Annotated in this window: 27 protein-coding genes; 6 read left to right on the plus strand and 21 right to left on the minus strand. The window is 70.4% G+C overall.

Annotation, left to right across the window (positions count from 1 at the left end):
- Positions 1 to 5 precede the first annotated feature (5 nt).
- From rplR to JNK12_11795, 18 genes are all read right to left on the minus strand, one after another.
- A complete protein-coding gene (rplR, locus tag JNK12_11710) occupies positions 6 to 371 on the minus strand; it encodes a 50S ribosomal protein L18 (protein ID MBL8776597.1) in 366 nt (121 codons plus the stop codon).
- Positions 372 to 376: 5 nt separating this feature from the next.
- Complete coding sequence (rplF, locus tag JNK12_11715) at positions 377 to 922, minus strand: 50S ribosomal protein L6 (protein MBL8776598.1); 546 nt, start codon at positions 920 to 922, stop codon at positions 377 to 379.
- A 13-nt stretch (positions 923 to 935) separates the two neighbouring features.
- Positions 936 to 1,340, minus strand: a complete 405-nt coding sequence (rpsH, locus tag JNK12_11720; GenBank protein MBL8776599.1) for a 30S ribosomal protein S8 — start codon at positions 1,338 to 1,340, stop codon at positions 936 to 938.
- A gap of 13 nt (positions 1,341 to 1,353) precedes the next feature.
- A complete protein-coding gene (locus tag JNK12_11725; GenBank protein ID MBL8776600.1) occupies positions 1,354 to 1,539 on the minus strand; it encodes a type Z 30S ribosomal protein S14 in 186 nt (61 codons plus the stop codon).
- Positions 1,539 to 2,114, minus strand: a complete 576-nt coding sequence (gene rplE, locus JNK12_11730) for a 50S ribosomal protein L5 (GenBank protein MBL8776601.1) — start codon at positions 2,112 to 2,114, stop codon at positions 1,539 to 1,541. The genes JNK12_11725 and rplE overlap by 1 nt, the downstream gene beginning before the upstream one ends.
- Entirely contained in the window at positions 2,114 to 2,419 is a 306-nt protein-coding gene (locus JNK12_11735) for a 50S ribosomal protein L24 (GenBank protein ID MBL8776602.1), read from the minus strand. Before JNK12_11735 ends, rplE begins: the two co-directional genes overlap by 1 nt.
- Positions 2,420 to 2,427: 8 nt before the next feature.
- Positions 2,428 to 2,796, minus strand: a complete 369-nt coding sequence (rplN, locus tag JNK12_11740) for a 50S ribosomal protein L14 (protein ID MBL8776603.1) — start codon at positions 2,794 to 2,796, stop codon at positions 2,428 to 2,430.
- Entirely contained in the window at positions 2,793 to 3,071 is a 279-nt protein-coding gene (gene rpsQ / locus JNK12_11745; protein MBL8776604.1) for a 30S ribosomal protein S17, read from the minus strand. Before rpsQ ends, rplN begins: the two co-directional genes overlap by 4 nt.
- Positions 3,068 to 3,301, minus strand: a complete 234-nt coding sequence (gene rpmC / locus JNK12_11750) for a 50S ribosomal protein L29 (protein MBL8776605.1) — start codon at positions 3,299 to 3,301, stop codon at positions 3,068 to 3,070. The genes rpsQ and rpmC overlap by 4 nt, the downstream gene beginning before the upstream one ends.
- Positions 3,301 to 3,717: a 50S ribosomal protein L16 gene (gene rplP, locus JNK12_11755; protein ID MBL8776606.1), complete on the minus strand. Its 417-nt coding sequence runs from the start codon at positions 3,715 to 3,717 to the stop codon at positions 3,301 to 3,303. Before rplP ends, rpmC begins: the two co-directional genes overlap by 1 nt.
- A gap of 1 nt (position 3,718) precedes the next feature.
- A complete protein-coding gene (rpsC, locus tag JNK12_11760; GenBank protein MBL8776607.1) occupies positions 3,719 to 4,618 on the minus strand; it encodes a 30S ribosomal protein S3 in 900 nt (299 codons plus the stop codon).
- Positions 4,618 to 5,364, minus strand: coding sequence for a 50S ribosomal protein L22 (gene rplV / locus JNK12_11765; GenBank protein MBL8776608.1), 747 nt, complete (start codon positions 5,362 to 5,364; stop codon positions 4,618 to 4,620). Before rplV ends, rpsC begins: the two co-directional genes overlap by 1 nt.
- The gene (rpsS, locus tag JNK12_11770; protein ID MBL8776609.1) at positions 5,364 to 5,639 is read right to left on the minus strand and encodes a 30S ribosomal protein S19; all 276 of its coding nucleotides are present in this window, start codon (positions 5,637 to 5,639) and stop codon (positions 5,364 to 5,366) included. The genes rplV and rpsS overlap by 1 nt, the downstream gene beginning before the upstream one ends.
- A gap of 5 nt (positions 5,640 to 5,644) precedes the next feature.
- Positions 5,645 to 6,481, minus strand: a complete 837-nt coding sequence (rplB, locus tag JNK12_11775) for a 50S ribosomal protein L2 (protein ID MBL8776610.1) — start codon at positions 6,479 to 6,481, stop codon at positions 5,645 to 5,647.
- A 7-nt stretch (positions 6,482 to 6,488) separates the two neighbouring features.
- Positions 6,489 to 6,779 (minus strand): 50S ribosomal protein L23, encoded by a 291-nt coding sequence (rplW, locus tag JNK12_11780; GenBank protein ID MBL8776611.1) that lies wholly within the window; start codon positions 6,777 to 6,779, stop codon positions 6,489 to 6,491.
- Positions 6,776 to 7,432, minus strand: a complete 657-nt coding sequence (rplD, locus tag JNK12_11785) for a 50S ribosomal protein L4 (protein ID MBL8776612.1) — start codon at positions 7,430 to 7,432, stop codon at positions 6,776 to 6,778. Before rplD ends, rplW begins: the two co-directional genes overlap by 4 nt.
- Positions 7,432 to 8,079, minus strand: coding sequence for a 50S ribosomal protein L3 (gene rplC, locus JNK12_11790; protein MBL8776613.1), 648 nt, complete (start codon positions 8,077 to 8,079; stop codon positions 7,432 to 7,434). The genes rplD and rplC overlap by 1 nt, the downstream gene beginning before the upstream one ends.
- 190 nt (positions 8,080 to 8,269) lie before the next feature.
- Entirely contained in the window at positions 8,270 to 10,702 is a 2,433-nt protein-coding gene (locus tag JNK12_11795) for an SMP-30/gluconolactonase/LRE family protein (GenBank protein MBL8776614.1), read from the minus strand.
- 128 nt (positions 10,703 to 10,830) lie between these two features.
- On the opposite strand from JNK12_11795, the gene JNK12_11800 reads away from it, so the two are divergent.
- From JNK12_11800 to JNK12_11810, 3 genes are read left to right on the plus strand one after another with little or no spacing between them, the layout of a single operon-like run.
- Positions 10,831 to 11,556 carry a HAMP domain-containing histidine kinase gene (locus JNK12_11800; GenBank protein ID MBL8776615.1) on the plus strand — a complete coding sequence of 242 codons (726 nt, stop codon included), beginning with the start codon at positions 10,831 to 10,833 and terminating at the stop codon, positions 11,554 to 11,556.
- A gap of 37 nt (positions 11,557 to 11,593) precedes the next feature.
- Positions 11,594 to 12,379, plus strand: coding sequence for a 4,5-DOPA dioxygenase extradiol (gene ygiD / locus JNK12_11805; GenBank protein ID MBL8776616.1), 786 nt, complete (start codon positions 11,594 to 11,596; stop codon positions 12,377 to 12,379).
- Positions 12,376 to 12,801 (plus strand): nuclear transport factor 2 family protein, encoded by a 426-nt coding sequence (locus tag JNK12_11810; GenBank protein MBL8776617.1) that lies wholly within the window; start codon positions 12,376 to 12,378, stop codon positions 12,799 to 12,801. Before ygiD ends, JNK12_11810 begins: the two co-directional genes overlap by 4 nt.
- 157 nt (positions 12,802 to 12,958) lie before the next feature.
- On the opposite strand, the gene JNK12_11815 is transcribed toward JNK12_11810, so the two are convergent.
- The gene (locus JNK12_11815) at positions 12,959 to 13,876 is read right to left on the minus strand and encodes a catalase family peroxidase (GenBank protein MBL8776618.1); all 918 of its coding nucleotides are present in this window, start codon (positions 13,874 to 13,876) and stop codon (positions 12,959 to 12,961) included.
- A 110-nt stretch (positions 13,877 to 13,986) separates the two neighbouring features.
- Here JNK12_11815 and JNK12_11820 point away from each other — a divergent pair, with 110 nt between their 5' ends.
- Genes JNK12_11820 through JNK12_11830 form a run of 3 tightly spaced genes read left to right on the plus strand, consistent with a single transcriptional unit; the run spans position 13,987 to position 14,704 of the window.
- Positions 13,987 to 14,280, plus strand: a complete 294-nt coding sequence (locus JNK12_11820; protein MBL8776619.1) for a hypothetical protein — start codon at positions 13,987 to 13,989, stop codon at positions 14,278 to 14,280.
- Complete coding sequence (locus JNK12_11825) at positions 14,277 to 14,465, plus strand: hypothetical protein (GenBank protein ID MBL8776620.1); 189 nt, start codon at positions 14,277 to 14,279, stop codon at positions 14,463 to 14,465. The genes JNK12_11820 and JNK12_11825 overlap by 4 nt, the downstream gene beginning before the upstream one ends.
- Positions 14,465 to 14,704 (plus strand): hypothetical protein, encoded by a 240-nt coding sequence (locus JNK12_11830; GenBank protein MBL8776621.1) that lies wholly within the window; start codon positions 14,465 to 14,467, stop codon positions 14,702 to 14,704. The genes JNK12_11825 and JNK12_11830 overlap by 1 nt, the downstream gene beginning before the upstream one ends.
- Positions 14,705 to 14,734: 30 nt before the next feature.
- Here the strand turns inward: JNK12_11830 and JNK12_11835 are convergent, their stop codons facing one another.
- Positions 14,735 to 14,956: a hypothetical protein gene (locus JNK12_11835; protein ID MBL8776622.1), complete on the minus strand. Its 222-nt coding sequence runs from the start codon at positions 14,954 to 14,956 to the stop codon at positions 14,735 to 14,737.
- Positions 14,957 to 15,369: 413 nt separating this feature from the next.
- The coding region (rpsJ, locus tag JNK12_11840; protein MBL8776623.1) for a 30S ribosomal protein S10 at positions 15,370 to 15,673 on the minus strand (304 nt) is incomplete at its 5' end.

Below are 15,673 nucleotides of genomic sequence, written 5' to 3' on the forward strand. Positions count from 1 at the left end.
CTTTCCTAGAACTCGAGCCCGGCGTCACGGGCGGCGTCGGCCAGCGCGGCCACCCGGCCGTGGTAACGGAAGCCACCACGGTCGAACGTGACCTTCTCGATGCCGGCGGCCTTGGCGCGCTCGGCGACCAGCTTGCCGACCTTGGCGGCGGCGTCGATGTTGCCGGTGCCACCGGTGCGCAGGTCGGCCTCGACGGTCGAGGCGGCCGCGAGGGTGTGGCCGGCGCGGTCGTCGATGACCTGGGCGCTGATGTGGCGGCTGGACCGGAACACGGCCAGGCGCGGCCGCTCGGCGGTGCCGGTGACCTTCTTGCGGACCCGACCGTGACGGCGCTGGCGGTCCTGTCGCTTCTTCTGCGGACTGAGGCTCATGTCTCCTACCCGACGCTCGCGGCCTTGCCGGCCTTGCGCTGGACGTACTCGCCGACGTAGCGCACGCCCTTGCCCTTGTAGGGCTCGGGCTTGCGCAGCGCCCGGATGTTGGCGGCCACCTGGCCGACGACTTCCTTGTTGATGCCGACCACGTCGATGCGGGTCGGGCTGGGGACGTCGAAGGTGATGCCCTCGGGGGCGGTCACCTTGACGGTGTGGCTGAAGCCGAGGGCCAACTCGAGCGCGGCGGGCCCCTGGGCGGTGGCCCGGTAGCCGACGCCCTGGATCTCGAGCTCCTTGCGGAAGCCCTCGGTCACCCCGATCACCATGTTGTTGACCAGGGTGCGGGTGAGGCCGTGCAGGGCACGGCTCTCGCGCTCGTCGTCGGGGCGCTCCACGAGCAGCTCCTCACCCTCCTGGCGGACGGTGATGGTGCCCGGGATGGGGCGGCTCAGGGTGCCCTTGGGGCCCTTCACGGTGATCTGACCGTCGGCGACGGTGACGTCGACGCCACCGGGGACGGTGATGGGGGCTTGGCCGATGCGGCTCATGGTGTGTCTCCCCTCACCAGACGAAGCACAGGATCTCGCCGCCCATGCGGCGCTTCCTGGCTTCGCGGTCGGTCATGAGGCCCTGGCTCGTCGACAGCACGGCCACGCCCAGGCCACCGAGGACCCGGGGGATCTTCTCGGCCTTGGTGTACACGCGCAGACCCGGCTTGGAGATGCGCTTCACGCCCGAGATGACCCGCGCCCGCTCGGGCGAGTACTTCATCTCGATGGTGAGGACACGGCCGGGGCGGTCGACGGCGTCGGCCACGGCGAAGTCGGTGATGTAGCCCTCGGACTTGAGGACCGCAGCCAGCGACTCCTTGAGCTTGGAGGACGGCATGGACACCTCGTCGTGCATCGCCACGTTGGCGTTGCGGATGCGGGTGAGCATGTCGGCGATCGGGTCGGTCATCGTCATCGGTTCACGCCCCTCACCAGCTGGCCTTGGTCAGACCGGGGATCTCCCCGGCGTGTGCCAGCTCGCGCAGGCAGAGACGGCAGAGCCCGAACTTGCGGTAGACGGCGCGGGGCCGGCCACAGCGGCGGCAGCGGGTGTACCCGCGCACCTTGTACTTGGGGGTGCGCTGCTGCTTCTCGACGAGTGCTTTCTTGGCCATTACTGGTTCCCCTCACGGCGGAACGGGAAGCCGAAGGCGGCCAGGAGGGCCTTGCCTTCGGCATCGGTACGGGCGGTGGTGACGATGGTGATGTCCATGCCCCGGGTGTGGTCGACCGAGTCGTAGTCGACCTCGGGGAAGATGAGCTGCTCGGTGACGCCGAAGGTGTAGTTGCCCCGGCCGTCGAACGAGTTGGGGGGAAGACCGCGGAAGTCGCGGATGCGGGGGATGGACAGGCTGATGAGCCGGTCGAGGAACTCCCACATGCGATCACCCCGGAGGGTGACCTTGGCGCCGATGGCGTTGCCCTCACGCAGCTTGAACTGGGCGATGGACTTCTTCGCCTTGGTGACGAGCGGCTTCTGGCCGGTGATCACGGTGAGGTCGCGCACGGCACCCTCGAGGAGCGAGGAGTTGGCCACGGCCTCACCCACGCCCATGTTGATCACGATCTTCTCGAAGCGGGGCACGTCCATGACGTTGCCCAGGCCGAGCTCGTCCTTCAGGGCGGCGCGGACCTCTTCGTTGTACCGGACCTTGAAGCGCGGCACCGGGTAGGTGGTGGCGTCGGCCATCAGAGGTCACCTCCACACTTCTTGCAGGTCCGCACCTTGGTGCCGTCCGGGTCGAACCGGTAGCCGATGCGGGTGGGGCCACAGGACGAACACAAGATGGCGACGTTGGCCACCGGGATGGGCATGTCCTTGTCGATGATCCCGCCCTGCATGGTGGCGCGGGTGGGCTTCTGGTGCTTCTTGGCCACGTTGACACCGTCGACGATGACCTTGTTCTTCGCGGGCAGGGCGCGGGAGACCTCGCCCTCCTTGCCGCGGTCCTTGCCCGTGAGGACACGGACGCGGTCGCCCTTGCGGATCCTCATGCCGGCCATCACAAGACCTCCGGGGCCAGGGACACGATGCGCATGAACTTCTTGTCGCGCAGCTCACGGCCCACGGGGCCGAAGATGCGGGTGCCGCGGGGCTGGGCCTGCTCGTTCAAGAGCACGGCGGCGTTCTCGTCGAAGCGGATGTAGGACCCGTCCGGACGGCGCTTCTCCTTCTTGGTGCGCACGACGACGCACTTGACGACGTCGCCCTTCTTCACGGCGGCACCGGGGATGGCGTCTTTGACGGTGGCGACGAAGACGTCACCGATGGAGGCGTACCGACGCTTCGAGCCGCCGAGCACCTTGATGCACAGCACCTCCTTGGCGCCCGAGTTGTCCGCCACGCGGAGGCGGGACTCCTGCTGGATCACTTGGCACGCTCCAGGACCTCGAGGACGCGCCAGCGCTTGTTCTTGCTGAGCGGGCGGGTCTCCTGCACGCGGACGCGGTCGCCGACGTTGAGGTCGTTGTCCTCGTCGTGCACGTAGAGCTTGGTGGTGCGCTGCATGGTCTTCGAGTAGCGCCGGTGGCGCACCCGGTCGGTCACCGAGACGACCGCGGTCTTGTCCATGGCGTTGGACGTGACCAGGCCGTCGCGCACCTTGCGGTTGTTGGGACGCTCGGCGGGCGTGGTGTCCTCGCTCATGATGCGTCCTCCTTCTGGGTGTTCTCGAGGGCTTCGGCCGCGGCGATCTCGCGGGCACGGAGCTCGGTGTGGAGTCGGGCGATGTCCCGCTTCAGCTGGCGGAGACGGGAGTAGTTGTCGAGCTGGCCGGTGACGTGCTGGAAGCGCAGGTTGAACAGCTCCTGCTTCGTCTCGGCGAGGCGGTCGACGAGTTCGTCGTCGGAGAGGTCGTGGATGACCGACGGTGCCATCAGAGGGCCTCCTCACGGGACACGAAGCGGGCCTTGATGGGCAGCTTCTGGATGGCCCGCTCGAGGGCGGCGCGGGCGATGACCGGATCGGCGTACGAGAGCTCGAACATGATGCGGCCCGGCTTGACCACGGCCACCCACTTCTCCGGGTTGCCCTTGCCCGAGCCCATGCGGGTCTCGGCCGGCTTCTCGGTGATGGGCTTGTCCGGGAAGATGTTGATCCAGACCTTGCCGCCACGCTTGATGTGGCGGGTCATCGCGATACGGGCGGCCTCGATCTGGCGGGCGGTGATCCACCCGGGCTCGAGGGCCTGGATGCCGTAGTCGCCGTAGCTGACGGTGGTGGCACCCTTGGCCACGCCCTTGGTGCGCCCGCGGTGCTGCTTGCGGTGCTTGACCTTCCTGGGCATCAACATGTCACTCGTCTCCCGGCCGGAAGTGCGGGGTCTCGTGGTGCTCGCGGGTGGAGCGCTCGATCTCCTCCTCCTCGGCGAGCAGGCGCTCGAGCTCGGGGTCGGCCTCCTTGACGAGCGGGGCCACCTCCTCGGGCGCGGGGGCTTCGGTGTCCTCGGAGCGACGGCGGGCCGCCGAGGAGGACACGACCTTGCGGGCCTCGCCGGGAGCGGCGGAGTCGCCGACCGCCAGGGCGGCCTCACGGGAGATCTTGTCCTCGACCACGGTCTTGTAGGGCAGGATGTCGCCCTTGTAGATCCACACCTTCACGCCGATCCGGCCGTAAGTGGTGCGGGCCTCGCGGAAGCCGTAGTCGATGTCGGCCCGCAGCGTGTGCAGCGGCACCCGACCCTCGCGGTACCACTCGGTGCGGGCCATCTCGGAGCCGCCGAGGCGGCCCGAGCACTGGACCCGGATGCCGAGGGCGCCGGCCTTCTGGGCGCTCTGCACTGCTCGCTTCATGGCCCGGCGGAACGCCACCCGGCCGGCGAGCTGGTCGGCGACGCCCTGGGCGATCAGCGCGGCGTCGAGCTCGGGCTGCTTGATCTCCTGGATGTTGAGCTGCACCTGGGCGTTGCCCGAGATGGCGGTGAGGCCGGCGCGAAGGCGGTCGGCCTCGGCGCCGCGACGGCCGATGACGATGCCGGGGCGGGCGGTGTGCACGTCGATGCGCAGGCGGTCACGAGACCGCTCGACCTCGATGCGGCTGATGGCCGCGTGCGGGAGCTGCGTCATCAGGTAGTCGCGGATCTTCCAATCCTCGATCACGTAGTCCGCGTACTCGTTGCGGTTGGCGAACCACCGCGACTTCCAGTCGGTGGTGACCCCGAGGCGGAAGCCGTACGGGTTGACTTTCTGGCCCATCAGTCCTGCTCCTCGGTTGCATCGTCGGCGGCGTCGGCATCGGCCTCCGCCTCTTCGACGACCTCGTCGTCGGTGCCGGCCTCGGCGACCGCTTCTTCGACGGCCTCCTCATCGGCGGCGTCGTCGTCCGCGGTCTCGCCCTCGGCGCTGTCGGTCGCCTCGGCCGTCGTGGTCTCGTCGACCGCGTCGGCCGGAACCTCGTCCTCGACGACCTCTTCGGTGGCCTCGGCCTCGGCGGCCTTGGCCTCGGTGGCGACGTCCTCGCCCCGGCTGCGGGCGACCCGGCGCCGGCGCGAGGCGGCGGCGTCACGGGTACGGCTGCGACCACCGGAGGAGGCGGCCTTGGCCTCGTCCCGGCGACGGATGGCGGCCATCTGGTCGTCGGAGAAGCGGCTGACGATCACCGTGATGTGACACGTGCGCTTGCGGATGCGGGTGGCACGGCCACGGGCACGGGGGCGCCAGCGCTTCAGGGTCGGGCCCTCATCGGCGTAGCAGGCCGACACGAAGAGCTCGTCGGCGGGCAGCGAGTCGTTGTGCTCGGCGTTGGCCACGGCCGAGGCCAGGCACTTGCCGATCACGATGGCGGGGTCGCGCTCGGAGAACTGGAGGATCTCGAGGGCGCGCCCGACGGGCTCGCCCCGGATGAGGTCGAGGACCTCACGGGCCTTGTAGGCCGAGAAGCGGGCGTGGCGCACCTGGGCACGGGTGCCCGGACGCTCGTTGGTCTTGACGCCGAAGGCCATCAGCGACCCGACCGTTCCTGGCCCGCGTGGAAGCGGAAGGTCCGCGTGGGAGCGAACTCGCCGAGCTTGTGGCCGACCATGGACTCGGTGACGTACACGGGCACGTGCTTGCGGCCGTCGTGCACGGCGATGGTGTGGCCCACCATCTCCGGGATCACGGTGGAGCGACGCGACCAGGTCTTGATCACGCTCTTTTCGTTCTTGGCGTTCAGGGCGTCGACCTTCTTCAACAGGTGGTCGTCGACGAACGGCCCCTTCTTCAGGCTGCGTGGCATGCCAACTACCTCCGGGAGCCGCGGGTACGTCGGCGGCGGACGATCAGCTTCTGGGATTCCTTGTTCTGGTCACGCGTGCGGCCCTCGGGCTTGCCCCACGGCGACACCGGGTGGCGACCACCCGAGGTCTTGCCCTCGCCACCACCGAGCGGGTGGTCGACGGGGTTCATGGCCACACCACGGGTCTGGGGGCGGACGCCCTTCCAGCGGTTGCGGCCGGCCTTGCCGATCTTGACCAGCTCGGCCTCGCTGTTGCCGACCTCACCGACCGTGGCGCGGCAGTCGATCGGCACGCGGCGCATCTCGGTGCTCGGCAGGCGCAGGGTGGCGAAGTCGCCCTCCTTGGCCACCAGCTGGACGCTGGCGCCGGCGCTGCGGGCCATCTTGGCGCCGCCGCCGGGCTTCAGCTCGACGTTGTGCACCGTGGTGCCGACGGGGATGTAGCGCATGGGCAGGGCGTTGCCGGGCCGGATCTCCGAGCCGTGGCCGCTCTGCAGCACGTCGCCGACGGAGACCTTGTCGGGGGCGATGATGTAGCGCTTCTCGCCGTCCACGTAGTGGAGCAGCAGGATGCGGCAGTTGCGGTTGGGGTCGTACTCGACCGCCGCCACCTTCGCGGGGACGCCGTCCTTCGTGCGCTTGAAGTCGATGACGCGGTAGCGCTGCTTGTGGCCACCGCCCTTGTGGCGGGCGGTCTTGCGCCCGACGTTGTTGCGGCCGCCGGTCTTCGGCTTGGGCGCGAGCAGCGAGCGCTCGGGCGTCGTCTTGGTGATCTCCGAGAAGTCCGAGGACGTCTGGAAGCGCCGGCCGGCGCTCGTGGGCTTGCGTTTGCGGATGGCCATCGGTGTCCTATCCCTCGAACAGGTCGATCGAGTCACCCTCGGCCAGGGTGACGAGGGCGCGCTTGGTGTCGGGCCGCGTGCCGTAGGTGAACGACTTGCGGTTGCGCTTGCGCTTGCCCTTGCGGTTGAGCGTGTTGACCTTGACCACCTTCACCCCGAAGATCGCCTGGACCGCATCGCGGATCTCGGGCTTCGAGGCGCCGGTGTGGACCTTGAACGTGTACACGTTGTCCTCGAGCAGCCCGTAGGACTTCTCGCTGACCACGGGCTCGAGGATGACGTCGCGGGGGTCCTTCACGATGCCGTCTCCTCGTCCTCGGTGGTGGTGTCGTCGGTGGCTGCGTCGTCGGCGGTGGTGGCCGGCGCGTCGCCCGAAGGCAGCGTGGCGGTGGTGAAGATCACCCAGTCCGAGACCAACACGTCGTAGGCGTTGAGCTCGGCGGGGCTGATGGTGTGCACCTCACCGAGGTTGCGGAAGCTCTTCCATGCGTCGGTGTCGGACGGCTCGATCACGACGAGCGAGCGACCCTCGACCCCGAGGTCGGCCAGCGCGGCGACCGCGGCCTTGGTGGACGGAGCGTCGAAGCCCCAGCTCTCCACGACCAGGACCTTGTCCTCGGCCGCCCGGTCCGACAGCGCCGAGCGCAGGGCCAGCTTGACCATCTTCTTGGGGGTGCGCTGCGCGTAGCTGCGCGGCTTCGGCCCGAGGGCCACGCCGCCGCCACGCCACTGCGGCGACCGGATCGAGCCCTGGCGAGCACGGCCGGTGCCCTTCTGCTTCCAGGGCTTGGCGCCACCGCCGCGCACGTCGGCACGGGTCTTGGTGCTCTGCGTGCCGGCCCGGCGGGCCGCCAGCTGGGCGGTGACCACCTGGTGGAGCACGGCCTGGTTGGGCTCGATGCCGAAGACGGCCTCGTCGAGCTTCGCCTTCTTCACGACCTTGACGGACATCAGCTCTTCACCCCGGCTTTCACGGCGTTGCGGATGAGCACGATCCCGCCCTTGGGGCCGGGGACCGCGCCACGGACGAGCAGCAGGTCCCGCTCGGCGTCGGCCTCGACCACGGTGAGGTTCAGCGTGGTGACGCGCTCACCGCCGGTGCGGCCGGCCATGCGGGTGCCCTTGAACACCCGGGCCGGGGTGGCGCAGGCGCCGATCGACCCGGGCATGCGGTGCACGCGGTGGGCACCGTGCGAAGCGCGCTGGCCCTTGAAGCCGTGACGCTTCATGACGCCGGCGTAGCCCTTGCCCTTGCTGACCGCGGTCACGTCGATGAGGTCGCCTTGGGCCAGCACGTCGACCTTGATCTCCTGACCGACCTCGTAGGCGCTCACGTCGTCGAGGCGGAGCTCGACGAGGCGGGCCCCTGCGTCGACGCCGGCCTTGGCGAAGTGCCCGGCCTTCGGCTGGGTGAGCTTGGAGGCGTCACGGTGACCGAAGGTCACCTGCAGCGCGCTGTAGCCGTCGGTCTCGGGGGTCTTGATCTGCACGATGCGGCACGGCGCGACCTTGACCATGGTCACGGGCACGACGCGGTTGTTCTCGTCCCAGACCTGGGTCATGCCGACTTTCTCGCCGACGATTGCCTTTGTCGCCATCGGGGTGTCTCTTTCTCGGACGGGCGAGGGTGCCCGTTCACGCGAACGCTCCGCAGGAGGTCAGACCCCCGGCGGAGCGCGGTTCAGGTTGTGCCACGTGGTTCCTGCGAGCAGGCGCACGCGGACGTCAGTTGCGAAGCCGGATCACTCTATCGGGGCCGATCGCGTTCCCGCCAACCGACCCCTGGGCTCAGCGCCCGGGATCGTCGGCCAGCACGGCGTTGACCACCTGGGCCCCGCCGGCGGGCAGCGAGAGCACCGCGGCCGCCTCGATGGCGACCGCAGGCTGGTTGTCGTGCCACTCGACGAGCGTCGCCGCGGTCGGGTCGACGAATTCGACCCGGTAACCGGTGCCCGGGTGCAGGCCCGAGATCACGTAGCTGCCCGAGGCGTTGGTGGTCGCCCCCCGCATGCGGCCGGTGTCGAAGTCCGTGGCCACCACGAACACGCCGGCCATGGCGCCGCCCGGGCCCGTCACCATGCCACTGAGGGTGGCCGGGTTCGTGGCCGCCGGCACACCGCTGGCCGCGAGGGCCGCGTCCACGGTCACGGTGGCGCCGGCGTTCACCACCACGAGGTCCTCGGGCGCGACTTGGGTGATGAAGGCGTGGTCCTCGTGCCACTCCAGGGCGGCACCCTGGAGCGGGTCGATGAACACGAGGGTGTAGCGCCCGGGGGGCACCGCGAGGTCGTAGCCGCCCGTCGCATCCGTGAACCCGGCGCGGGCCAGGCCGAACGAGCCCCACTGGACCGCGGCGACGAAGGCACCCGCGAGGGGACCACCGGGGCCGGTCACGGTCCCGTCGATGGCGCCCGACGCCGCGAAGCGCTGGATCCGGTGGTTGTCGCGGTCGGCGACGAACACGTTGCCGAAGGGGTCGGCGGCGACGCCGGTGGGGTTCTCGAGGTTGCCGAAGGTGAGCCCGAGGCCTTGTGTCCCCCAGCTCGCGAGGACGTCGCCTTCGGGGGTGAAGGTCTGGACCAGGTCGATGAGGTCGTCCACCACCGAGATGCTCCCGTCCGGACCCACGGTCACCTGGCGACCGGAGGTGAAGGTGCCGGGGCCGGCGCCGGGCTCGCCCCAGGCCTCGACGAAGGCACCCGCCTCGGTGAAGACCTGCACGCAGTCCCCGCTGCGGTCGCTCACGTACACACGGCCGTCGGTGTCGACGGCCACGCCGCCCGGGGCGGTGAGGTTGCCGGTGCAGGGCGCGCCGACGCTGCCGAACCGGCGGAGGAAGCTGCCCTGGTCGTCGAACGCCTCGATCTCGTCGTCACCGTCGTCGACCACGAAGAGGTCACCCGAGACCGGGCTGATCGCGATCGCCGTGGCGCCGGCCGCAGCCCATTGGCGCAGCTGGGCGCCGGTTGCGCTGAAGGCCGTGACCGTCCCCGGGGTCACCACGTAGATCGTGCCGTCGTCGCCGACCGCCACCCCGGTCACCCCGACCGTGCCGGGGATGGTGAGCAGCGTCGGGCCGTCGGGAGCGTGTTTGGTGACGCGGTCGTTGCCGGTGTCGGCGGCATAGACGTTGCCCTCGGCGTCGGTGGCGAGCTGGCCGAGGGTGTCGAACTGCCCTGGCCCCGAACCGCTGGTGCCGAAGGCCCGGACGAAGGGCGGCGCCGGTCCGGCGAAGCCGAAGCGCTGCACCCGGTGGTTCGAGGTGTCGGCGACGAACAGGTTGCCGCGTACGTCGATGCCGACGTCCTCCGCCGACTTGAACTGGCCGTCGCCGGTGCCCGTCTCGCCCTGCTCCTGGAGGTAGACGCCGTTCAGGTCGAACCGTTGCAGCCGGTCGTTCCCGGTGTCGATCACCACGAACTCGAACGAGACGGGGTCGTACACGATGCCGCGCGGTGCCTCGAACTGGCCCGGGCCCGACCCGGTGCCGCCGTAGCTGGCAGCGAACACACCCGAGCTGTTGAAGCGCTGCACCCGGTCGTTCCCGGAATCGGCCACGTACACGACGTTGGACCCCACTGCGACGTCGGAGGGGATCGAGAACTGACCGTTGGCCGAGCCGGTGGACCCCCACTTCCCCAGGAACGCGCCGGTGTTCGAGAACCTCTGGACGCGGTCGTTGCCGGTGTCGGCCACGTAGACCGTGCCGTTGGGGTCGAGCGCGATGCCGCGCGGGTTGCGGAACTGGCCGTCGCCGCTGCCGAGGCTCCCCCAGGCGGTGACGAAGGTCCCCGTCGAGGTGAACTTCTGGACCCTGTGGTTCAGGCGGTCGACCACGTAGACGTTGCCCGCCGAGTCCACGGCGACGCCGCGCGGATCGTTGAACCGGCCGTTGGTGGTGCCGAGCCGGCCCCACTTGCGGACGAAGGCACCGTCCCGGGTGAAGACCTGGATCCGGTTGTTGACGCTGTCGGCGACGTACACCTGGTCGGTCACCGGGCTGAAGGCGACCCCCTTGGGGCTGCTGAACAACCCGTTGGTCGCTCCCTGAGACCCCCAGGTCAGGTTGAACGCGGGCAGGGGGCCGGCACTGGCCGAGGGCCCCGTGGCGACCACCGCCAACGAGGTGGCGAGCACCACCACCGCCGCCGCGCACCACGCCGTCCTCCGTGCCCGGACGCGACCACGCGCCCGCCCTGCGCTGCCTCCGGCCCTCGGCATGGTGCACAACCTAGACGAGCGCGATGGCGCGGCGGCCGGCCGGGTGATCGGTCCCGAGTACCATGGGAATGCGCGGGCGGGTGGGTCCCGTCCCGGTGCGAACGCACCGACTGCCCTCGGAGGACGCCGTGACCGCAGACGTGCTCCCCCCGGATCCTCCGGTGCCGGCGTCCGACGTCCCGTCCGACGCCTTGGCGGCCGACCTGTTGCTCGCGCTCACCCACGACCTGCGGTCCCCGCTGGCGACGGTCATCCATGCGGCCGAGCTCCTCGCCGGCGGCCGGCTGGCCCCGGACGGGCCCGAATGGCGTCGCGCCCTCGCACTGCTGACGGAGAGCGCCGGCGACCTGCAGCGGACGAACGAGGACCTGCTCCTCCTGGAGCGGGTGGTGCGCGCCGAGGAGCACGTGGCGCTGCCGATCGACGAGATCGACGTCGCCGAGGTCGCTCGGTCGGCCCAGGCCGCCACCCGCGCCCGCGACCGAGAGGTTGACCTCGACGGCGCGTCGGTGTCGGCCCGGGTCAACCGCACCCTGCTGCGCCACCTGTTCGAAGCGCTGCTGGACAACGCCGCGCTGCACACGGGCCCGGCCGACCGCATCGGCGTGGAGGCTCGACGCCAGGGCGACCGACTCCTGCTCGTCGTCTGGGACAGCGGGCCCGGCGTGGCGGCCTCGGATCGGGAGACGGTGTTCCTGCCGTTCCGCCGCGGGTCCGTCACCGCCGGCGACGGCGTTGGGGTCGGCCTGCACCTCGTCGCCCGGTTCGCGGCGGCGCTCGGGGGTCGGGCGTGGGTGGAGGACGGTCCCGAGGGTGGCGCACGCTTCTGCGTCGACCTCGCGATCGCCCCCTAATCTTTGCGCGCGCACGTTTCTCTGCAACACTCGACCCATGAGCGAGGCCACGACGATGCCGGCCGCCTTCCTGGGGCACGGCAGCCCCATGAACGCCCTCGAGCACAACCGCTACACCGACGGGTGGCGCCTGTTCGGTGACAGCGTGCCCCGGCCGCGGGCCATCCTCGCCGTGTCGGCTCACTGGTACATCAACGCCACGGCGGTGACCGCGCAGCCCGATCCGCCCACGATCCACGACTTCTACGGGTTTCCCGACGCCCTCTTCGACGTGCGGTACCCGGCACCCGGGGATCCCGAGCTGGCGTCCCGGATCGCCGAGGTGGTCGACCCGGTCTGGGTCGGCCAGGACCGCGACAGCTGGGGGATCGACCACGGCACGTGGTCGCTGCTCGTGCACGCCTTCCCCGACGCCGACATCCCGGTCGTCCAGCTCAGCATCGACGCCACCAAGCCGTGGGAGTACCACCTCGACCTGGGCGCCCGCCTCGCCCCCCTGCGGGACGAGGGGGTCCTCGTGTTGTGCAGCGGCAACGTCGTGCACAACCTGCGCCTCATCGAGTGGGGCACGCCCGAGGCCGGCGAGGACTGGGCCCACCGCTTCGACGACGCGACCCGGGCGGCGATCACGAGCGATCCCGCGTCCGTCCTCGCCCTGGCCGGCCATCCCGACTACGACCGGGCGGTCCCCACCCCGGACCACTTCCTGCCATTGCTGTACCTCGCCGGCCTCGCCCAGGCCGCCGGGGAGCCCTGTGCCACGCTCGTCGACGGCTACGCCTACGGCTCGCTGTCGATGACGAGCTACACACTCGGCCTGTGAACACCACCGCCGAGGACATCGAGGACCTCAAGCGCCTGAAGGCGCGCTACTTCCGCTGTCTCGACACCAAGGACTGGCCGGGCCTCCGGTCCGTCTTCACCGACGAGCTGGTGGCCGACAGCACCGAGGCCGGTGGCCAGGTGATCACCGGGGCCGACGCGTTCATCGCCTTCCTCCAGGAGGTGCTGGCCGACGCGGTCACCGTGCACCAGGGCCACATGCCGGAGATCGAGCTCACCTCCCCCACCTCCGCCACCGGCATCTGGGCCCTCCACGACATCGTGATCTGGCCGAACGGCCTGCGCCTCGACGGCCACGGCCACTACCACGAGACCTACCGCAAGACCGACGCCGGTTGGCGCATCGCCACCTCCCGCCTCACCCGACTCCACAGCGACTTCCACCCGCCCGCCGACGCCTGAGCCGCCATCGGCCCCCCGCTTCGTTCTGGTACGTGGTCTGCAACACCTGCGTCGCCAACTCACTACCAGAACGAAAGGTCTCCGCTTCTGGCACCGCCCTGGCCACACCTGCGTTGCCAACTCCACACCAGAACGGGGTGGCGGTCCGCCGCCCGGGTCAGAGGTCGGCGGTGCGGCGCGCGTAGGAGACGCCGTAGGCCCGGGAGCGGGCGGCGAGCAACGGGTCGGCCGAGCACTCGACGCCCGGGGGCACGTTCACCGGATCGAAGATCAAGGTGTCCTCGGCGTCGGCCGGGCCGAGCGCGGTGAGCTCGAGCCGGCCGACCTCGACACGCTCGCGCTCGTCGGGCCAACGGTCGGTCGGGTCGTCGACCGCGTCGCCCTCTCCGGCGAGCACGACCCACAGGGCGAACGACGCCGGGCCGGCGGCGAGCCGCTCGGCCAGCTCCCGCCGCAGGTGGTCGGGCGGTCGGCCGGACTCGTCCGGATCGACCGCGGCCTCGCCCGCGTCGGGCACCCATTCGTAGCGCACCGCCCGCCGGGCGCCGTCGGGCCCGGTCCAGAAGAAGGAGTGGATGCCGTGGTAGCGGACCTGGGCGTAGCTGGCCGGGATCGGCGCCGCGATGGCCGCGCCGGCGGCGCCGAGCGCCTCCGGGTGCGCATCGAGGAAGGCGCCGACCTTGGCCATGTCGAGCTCGCCGGTGGCCGGATCGGGGGTGCGGGCGGCAACGAAGGCGACGAAGTCCTCGGGCGTGCGCACGAAGAACTGCGGGAGCGACAGCCCGATCAGGTCCCACGCCGGGTCCCCGTCGGCCCGCAGCTTGAGGGCGATCCCCCGCCCGTCCTGGTCGTCGTCGCGGGTGGCGGGATTCCCCGTGCCGTTCGAGAACCGCACCGTGGCCGGCACCGCACCACCCTGCATCGCCACCGCGGTGCACAAGTCCGCAGCCGCCGGCGTGGCCGTGAACGTCCCCGTCGCCACGATCCCGGTGGCGTGCGCCCGCCGTTTCCCGGGATGCCGCCCCGACGCCCCCTCGATCGCGTCGACCAGCGCTTCCCCGCTCATCTCCCCCATGCGGTCACGCTAGCGACGCGACGAAACCGCCGCCGCGAGTCGTCACACCCCAGCACTACTCTGGGATCGCTTCCCCCTCCAGATCTCTCACTTGCCTGGAGGTTCCCCCGATGTTCGTCACCGAACGCACCCGTCACGAACTGCACGAGAGGTTGGTCGAGCTCATGGGCCCATCCCGAGCCGAGACCCTGACGGAGCACCTCCCCCCGATGGGTTGGGGCGACGTCGCCACCAAGGCCGACCTCGACCAGGTCGAGGAGCGCATCCAGCTCCGCATGGACGCCCTTGAGCACCGCCTGACCAGCGTCATCGAGTCCCGCGCCCGTCAGACCAACGCCGCCCTCACTGGAACGGTGATGAGCCTCAGCGCTGTCCTGATCACCGTCATCCTCACCCTCCGATGACGAGCACGTCGGCACCGAGGGCGCCGTACCGGCCCGGTGATCGCTTCGACGCTGCCTGCACCCAGTTCGAAGCTCGCCTCGAAGCTCACCTCGCCGCCGCCCAGCGTCGTTTCCTCACCTGCTTCGCGGTGGCGCTGACCCTCCAGACCCTCGTCCTCGCCGTCGCCATCCTCGCCACCCGCTGATGCCCGACCGGCGCCTCGCCACCCGTATGTTCGGCGGCACGCGATCAGACGCCTACCACCGCGGCCGCCTGCTGACCGTCCTCGGCTTTCTCGTCGTCATGCTCAGCCGGCTGGCGGGCGTGACGGGCGGCTGGGCCGCGACGGCGGTACTCATCGGTGCATCGCTCATCGTCGTCTTCGGCCTCATGGAGCTCTGGAACTGGAGGAGCCTGACCGACGAGCCACCGTCGACGCTCTGACCGCACCACTCGGGCAGGCTGCAGTGAAGCTCACTGATCCGAGCGGTCCGTCCCCCGAGACTGGCCGTCCGGCGTCGTCGCCTCCCAGACGATCAACCAGATCACGGCGGCGAGGGCGACCTCGAGCCCGACGAAGCCCGCGACCTGCGCCAATGACCGCCCGTTGCGGAGGCCGTCGACGATGAAGACGAGAGTGACGGCGACCAGCGGCGAAACGACCAATCGAAGCCGTCGTCGCTGCTGGTCCCGCACGCCCGCCACGCTACCGACCGCCCTCCGACGACCGCTTCCCGAGACGCTTCGAGGGCGCAAGTAGTGCAGCGGCCGCGCAGGCGCCACCGCGGATCGAGCGAGCGAACGGCCCGGTGGTCGCCAGCCTCGGCCGGCGGGGAAGGGGTGACCCCGGTACGAGGGTGTCTCAGCAGAAACGCACGAACGGCACCGCAGAGCTCATCCAGCCGAGCGGTCGCCCCTTGACCCATCAGGTTCCGGTCAGCGGTCGGCCCGCAGGCCGCCAGGGCTCGGCCGGAGGGCCGGGGGGTGACGCCGAGACGGCTTCGGGCCACGCGCAGCGAGGGACGAGCGAGCATGGCCCGAAACGGAACTCGGCGGCAGGACCCGCCGGCCCGCAGGCCGAGGTCCCACCGCCGAGAGAGAAACGCTGACTAGGCGTTCTGGATCTTGATCTCGATGTCCACGCCGGCCGGGAGGTCGAGACGCTGGAGCGAGTCGACCGTCTTGGGCGAGGGATCGAGGATGTCGAGCAGGCGCTTGTGGATGCGCATCTCGAAGTGCTCGCGGGAGTCCTTGTCCTTGTGCGGGGAGCGGATCACCGTGTAGCGGTGCTTGTCGGTCGGCAGCGGGATCGGGCCCCGGATGTCGGCCTGCGTACGCAGCACGGTCTCGACGATCTTCTTCGTCGACTGATCGATGATCTCGTGGTCGTACGCCTTGAGACGGATCCGGATC

This window comes from Acidimicrobiales bacterium, from assembly GCA_016794585.1.
Lineage (GTDB): Bacteria > Actinomycetota > Acidimicrobiia > Acidimicrobiales > DATDAH01 > JAEUJM01.

Excerpts from the sequence above, each read along its gene's own strand:
- rplR (MBL8776597.1), bottom strand. The coding sequence starts at position 371 with ATGAGCCTCAGTCCGCAGAAGAAGCGACAGGACCGCCAGCGCCGTCAC.
- rplF (MBL8776598.1), bottom strand. The coding sequence starts at position 922 with ATGAGCCGCATCGGCCAAGCCCCCATCACCGTCCCCGGTGGCGTCGAC.
- rpsH (MBL8776599.1), bottom strand. The coding sequence starts at position 1,340 with ATGACGATGACCGACCCGATCGCCGACATGCTCACCCGCATCCGCAAC.
- JNK12_11725 (MBL8776600.1), bottom strand. The coding sequence starts at position 1,539 with ATGGCCAAGAAAGCACTCGTCGAGAAGCAGCAGCGCACCCCCAAGTAC.
- rplE (MBL8776601.1), bottom strand. The coding sequence starts at position 2,114 with ATGGCCGACGCCACCACCTACCCGGTGCCGCGCTTCAAGGTCCGGTAC.
- JNK12_11735 (MBL8776602.1), bottom strand. The coding sequence starts at position 2,419 with ATGAGGATCCGCAAGGGCGACCGCGTCCGTGTCCTCACGGGCAAGGAC.
- rpsQ (MBL8776604.1), bottom strand. The coding sequence starts at position 3,071 with ATGAGCGAGGACACCACGCCCGCCGAGCGTCCCAACAACCGCAAGGTG.
- rpmC (MBL8776605.1), bottom strand. The coding sequence starts at position 3,301 with ATGGCACCGTCGGTCATCCACGACCTCTCCGACGACGAACTCGTCGAC.
- rplP (MBL8776606.1), bottom strand. The coding sequence starts at position 3,717 with ATGTTGATGCCCAGGAAGGTCAAGCACCGCAAGCAGCACCGCGGGCGC.
- rpsC (MBL8776607.1), bottom strand. The coding sequence starts at position 4,618 with ATGGGCCAGAAAGTCAACCCGTACGGCTTCCGCCTCGGGGTCACCACC.
- rplV (MBL8776608.1), bottom strand. The coding sequence starts at position 5,364 with ATGGCCTTCGGCGTCAAGACCAACGAGCGTCCGGGCACCCGTGCCCAG.
- rpsS (MBL8776609.1), bottom strand. The coding sequence starts at position 5,639 with ATGCCACGCAGCCTGAAGAAGGGGCCGTTCGTCGACGACCACCTGTTG.
- rplB (MBL8776610.1), bottom strand. The coding sequence starts at position 6,481 with ATGGCCATCCGCAAACGCAAGCCCACGAGCGCCGGCCGGCGCTTCCAG.
- rplD (MBL8776612.1), bottom strand. The coding sequence starts at position 7,432 with ATGTCCGTCAAGGTCGTGAAGAAGGCGAAGCTCGACGAGGCCGTCTTC.
- rplC (MBL8776613.1), bottom strand. The coding sequence starts at position 8,079 with ATGGCGACAAAGGCAATCGTCGGCGAGAAAGTCGGCATGACCCAGGTC.
- JNK12_11795 (MBL8776614.1), bottom strand. The coding sequence starts at position 10,702 with ATGCCGAGGGCCGGAGGCAGCGCAGGGCGGGCGCGTGGTCGCGTCCGG.
- ygiD (MBL8776616.1), top strand. The coding sequence starts at position 11,594 with ATGAGCGAGGCCACGACGATGCCGGCCGCCTTCCTGGGGCACGGCAGC.
- JNK12_11815 (MBL8776618.1), bottom strand. The coding sequence starts at position 13,876 with ATGGGGGAGATGAGCGGGGAAGCGCTGGTCGACGCGATCGAGGGGGCG.
- JNK12_11820 (MBL8776619.1), top strand. The coding sequence starts at position 13,987 with ATGTTCGTCACCGAACGCACCCGTCACGAACTGCACGAGAGGTTGGTC.
- JNK12_11825 (MBL8776620.1), top strand. The coding sequence starts at position 14,277 with ATGACGAGCACGTCGGCACCGAGGGCGCCGTACCGGCCCGGTGATCGC.
- JNK12_11830 (MBL8776621.1), top strand. The coding sequence starts at position 14,465 with ATGCCCGACCGGCGCCTCGCCACCCGTATGTTCGGCGGCACGCGATCA.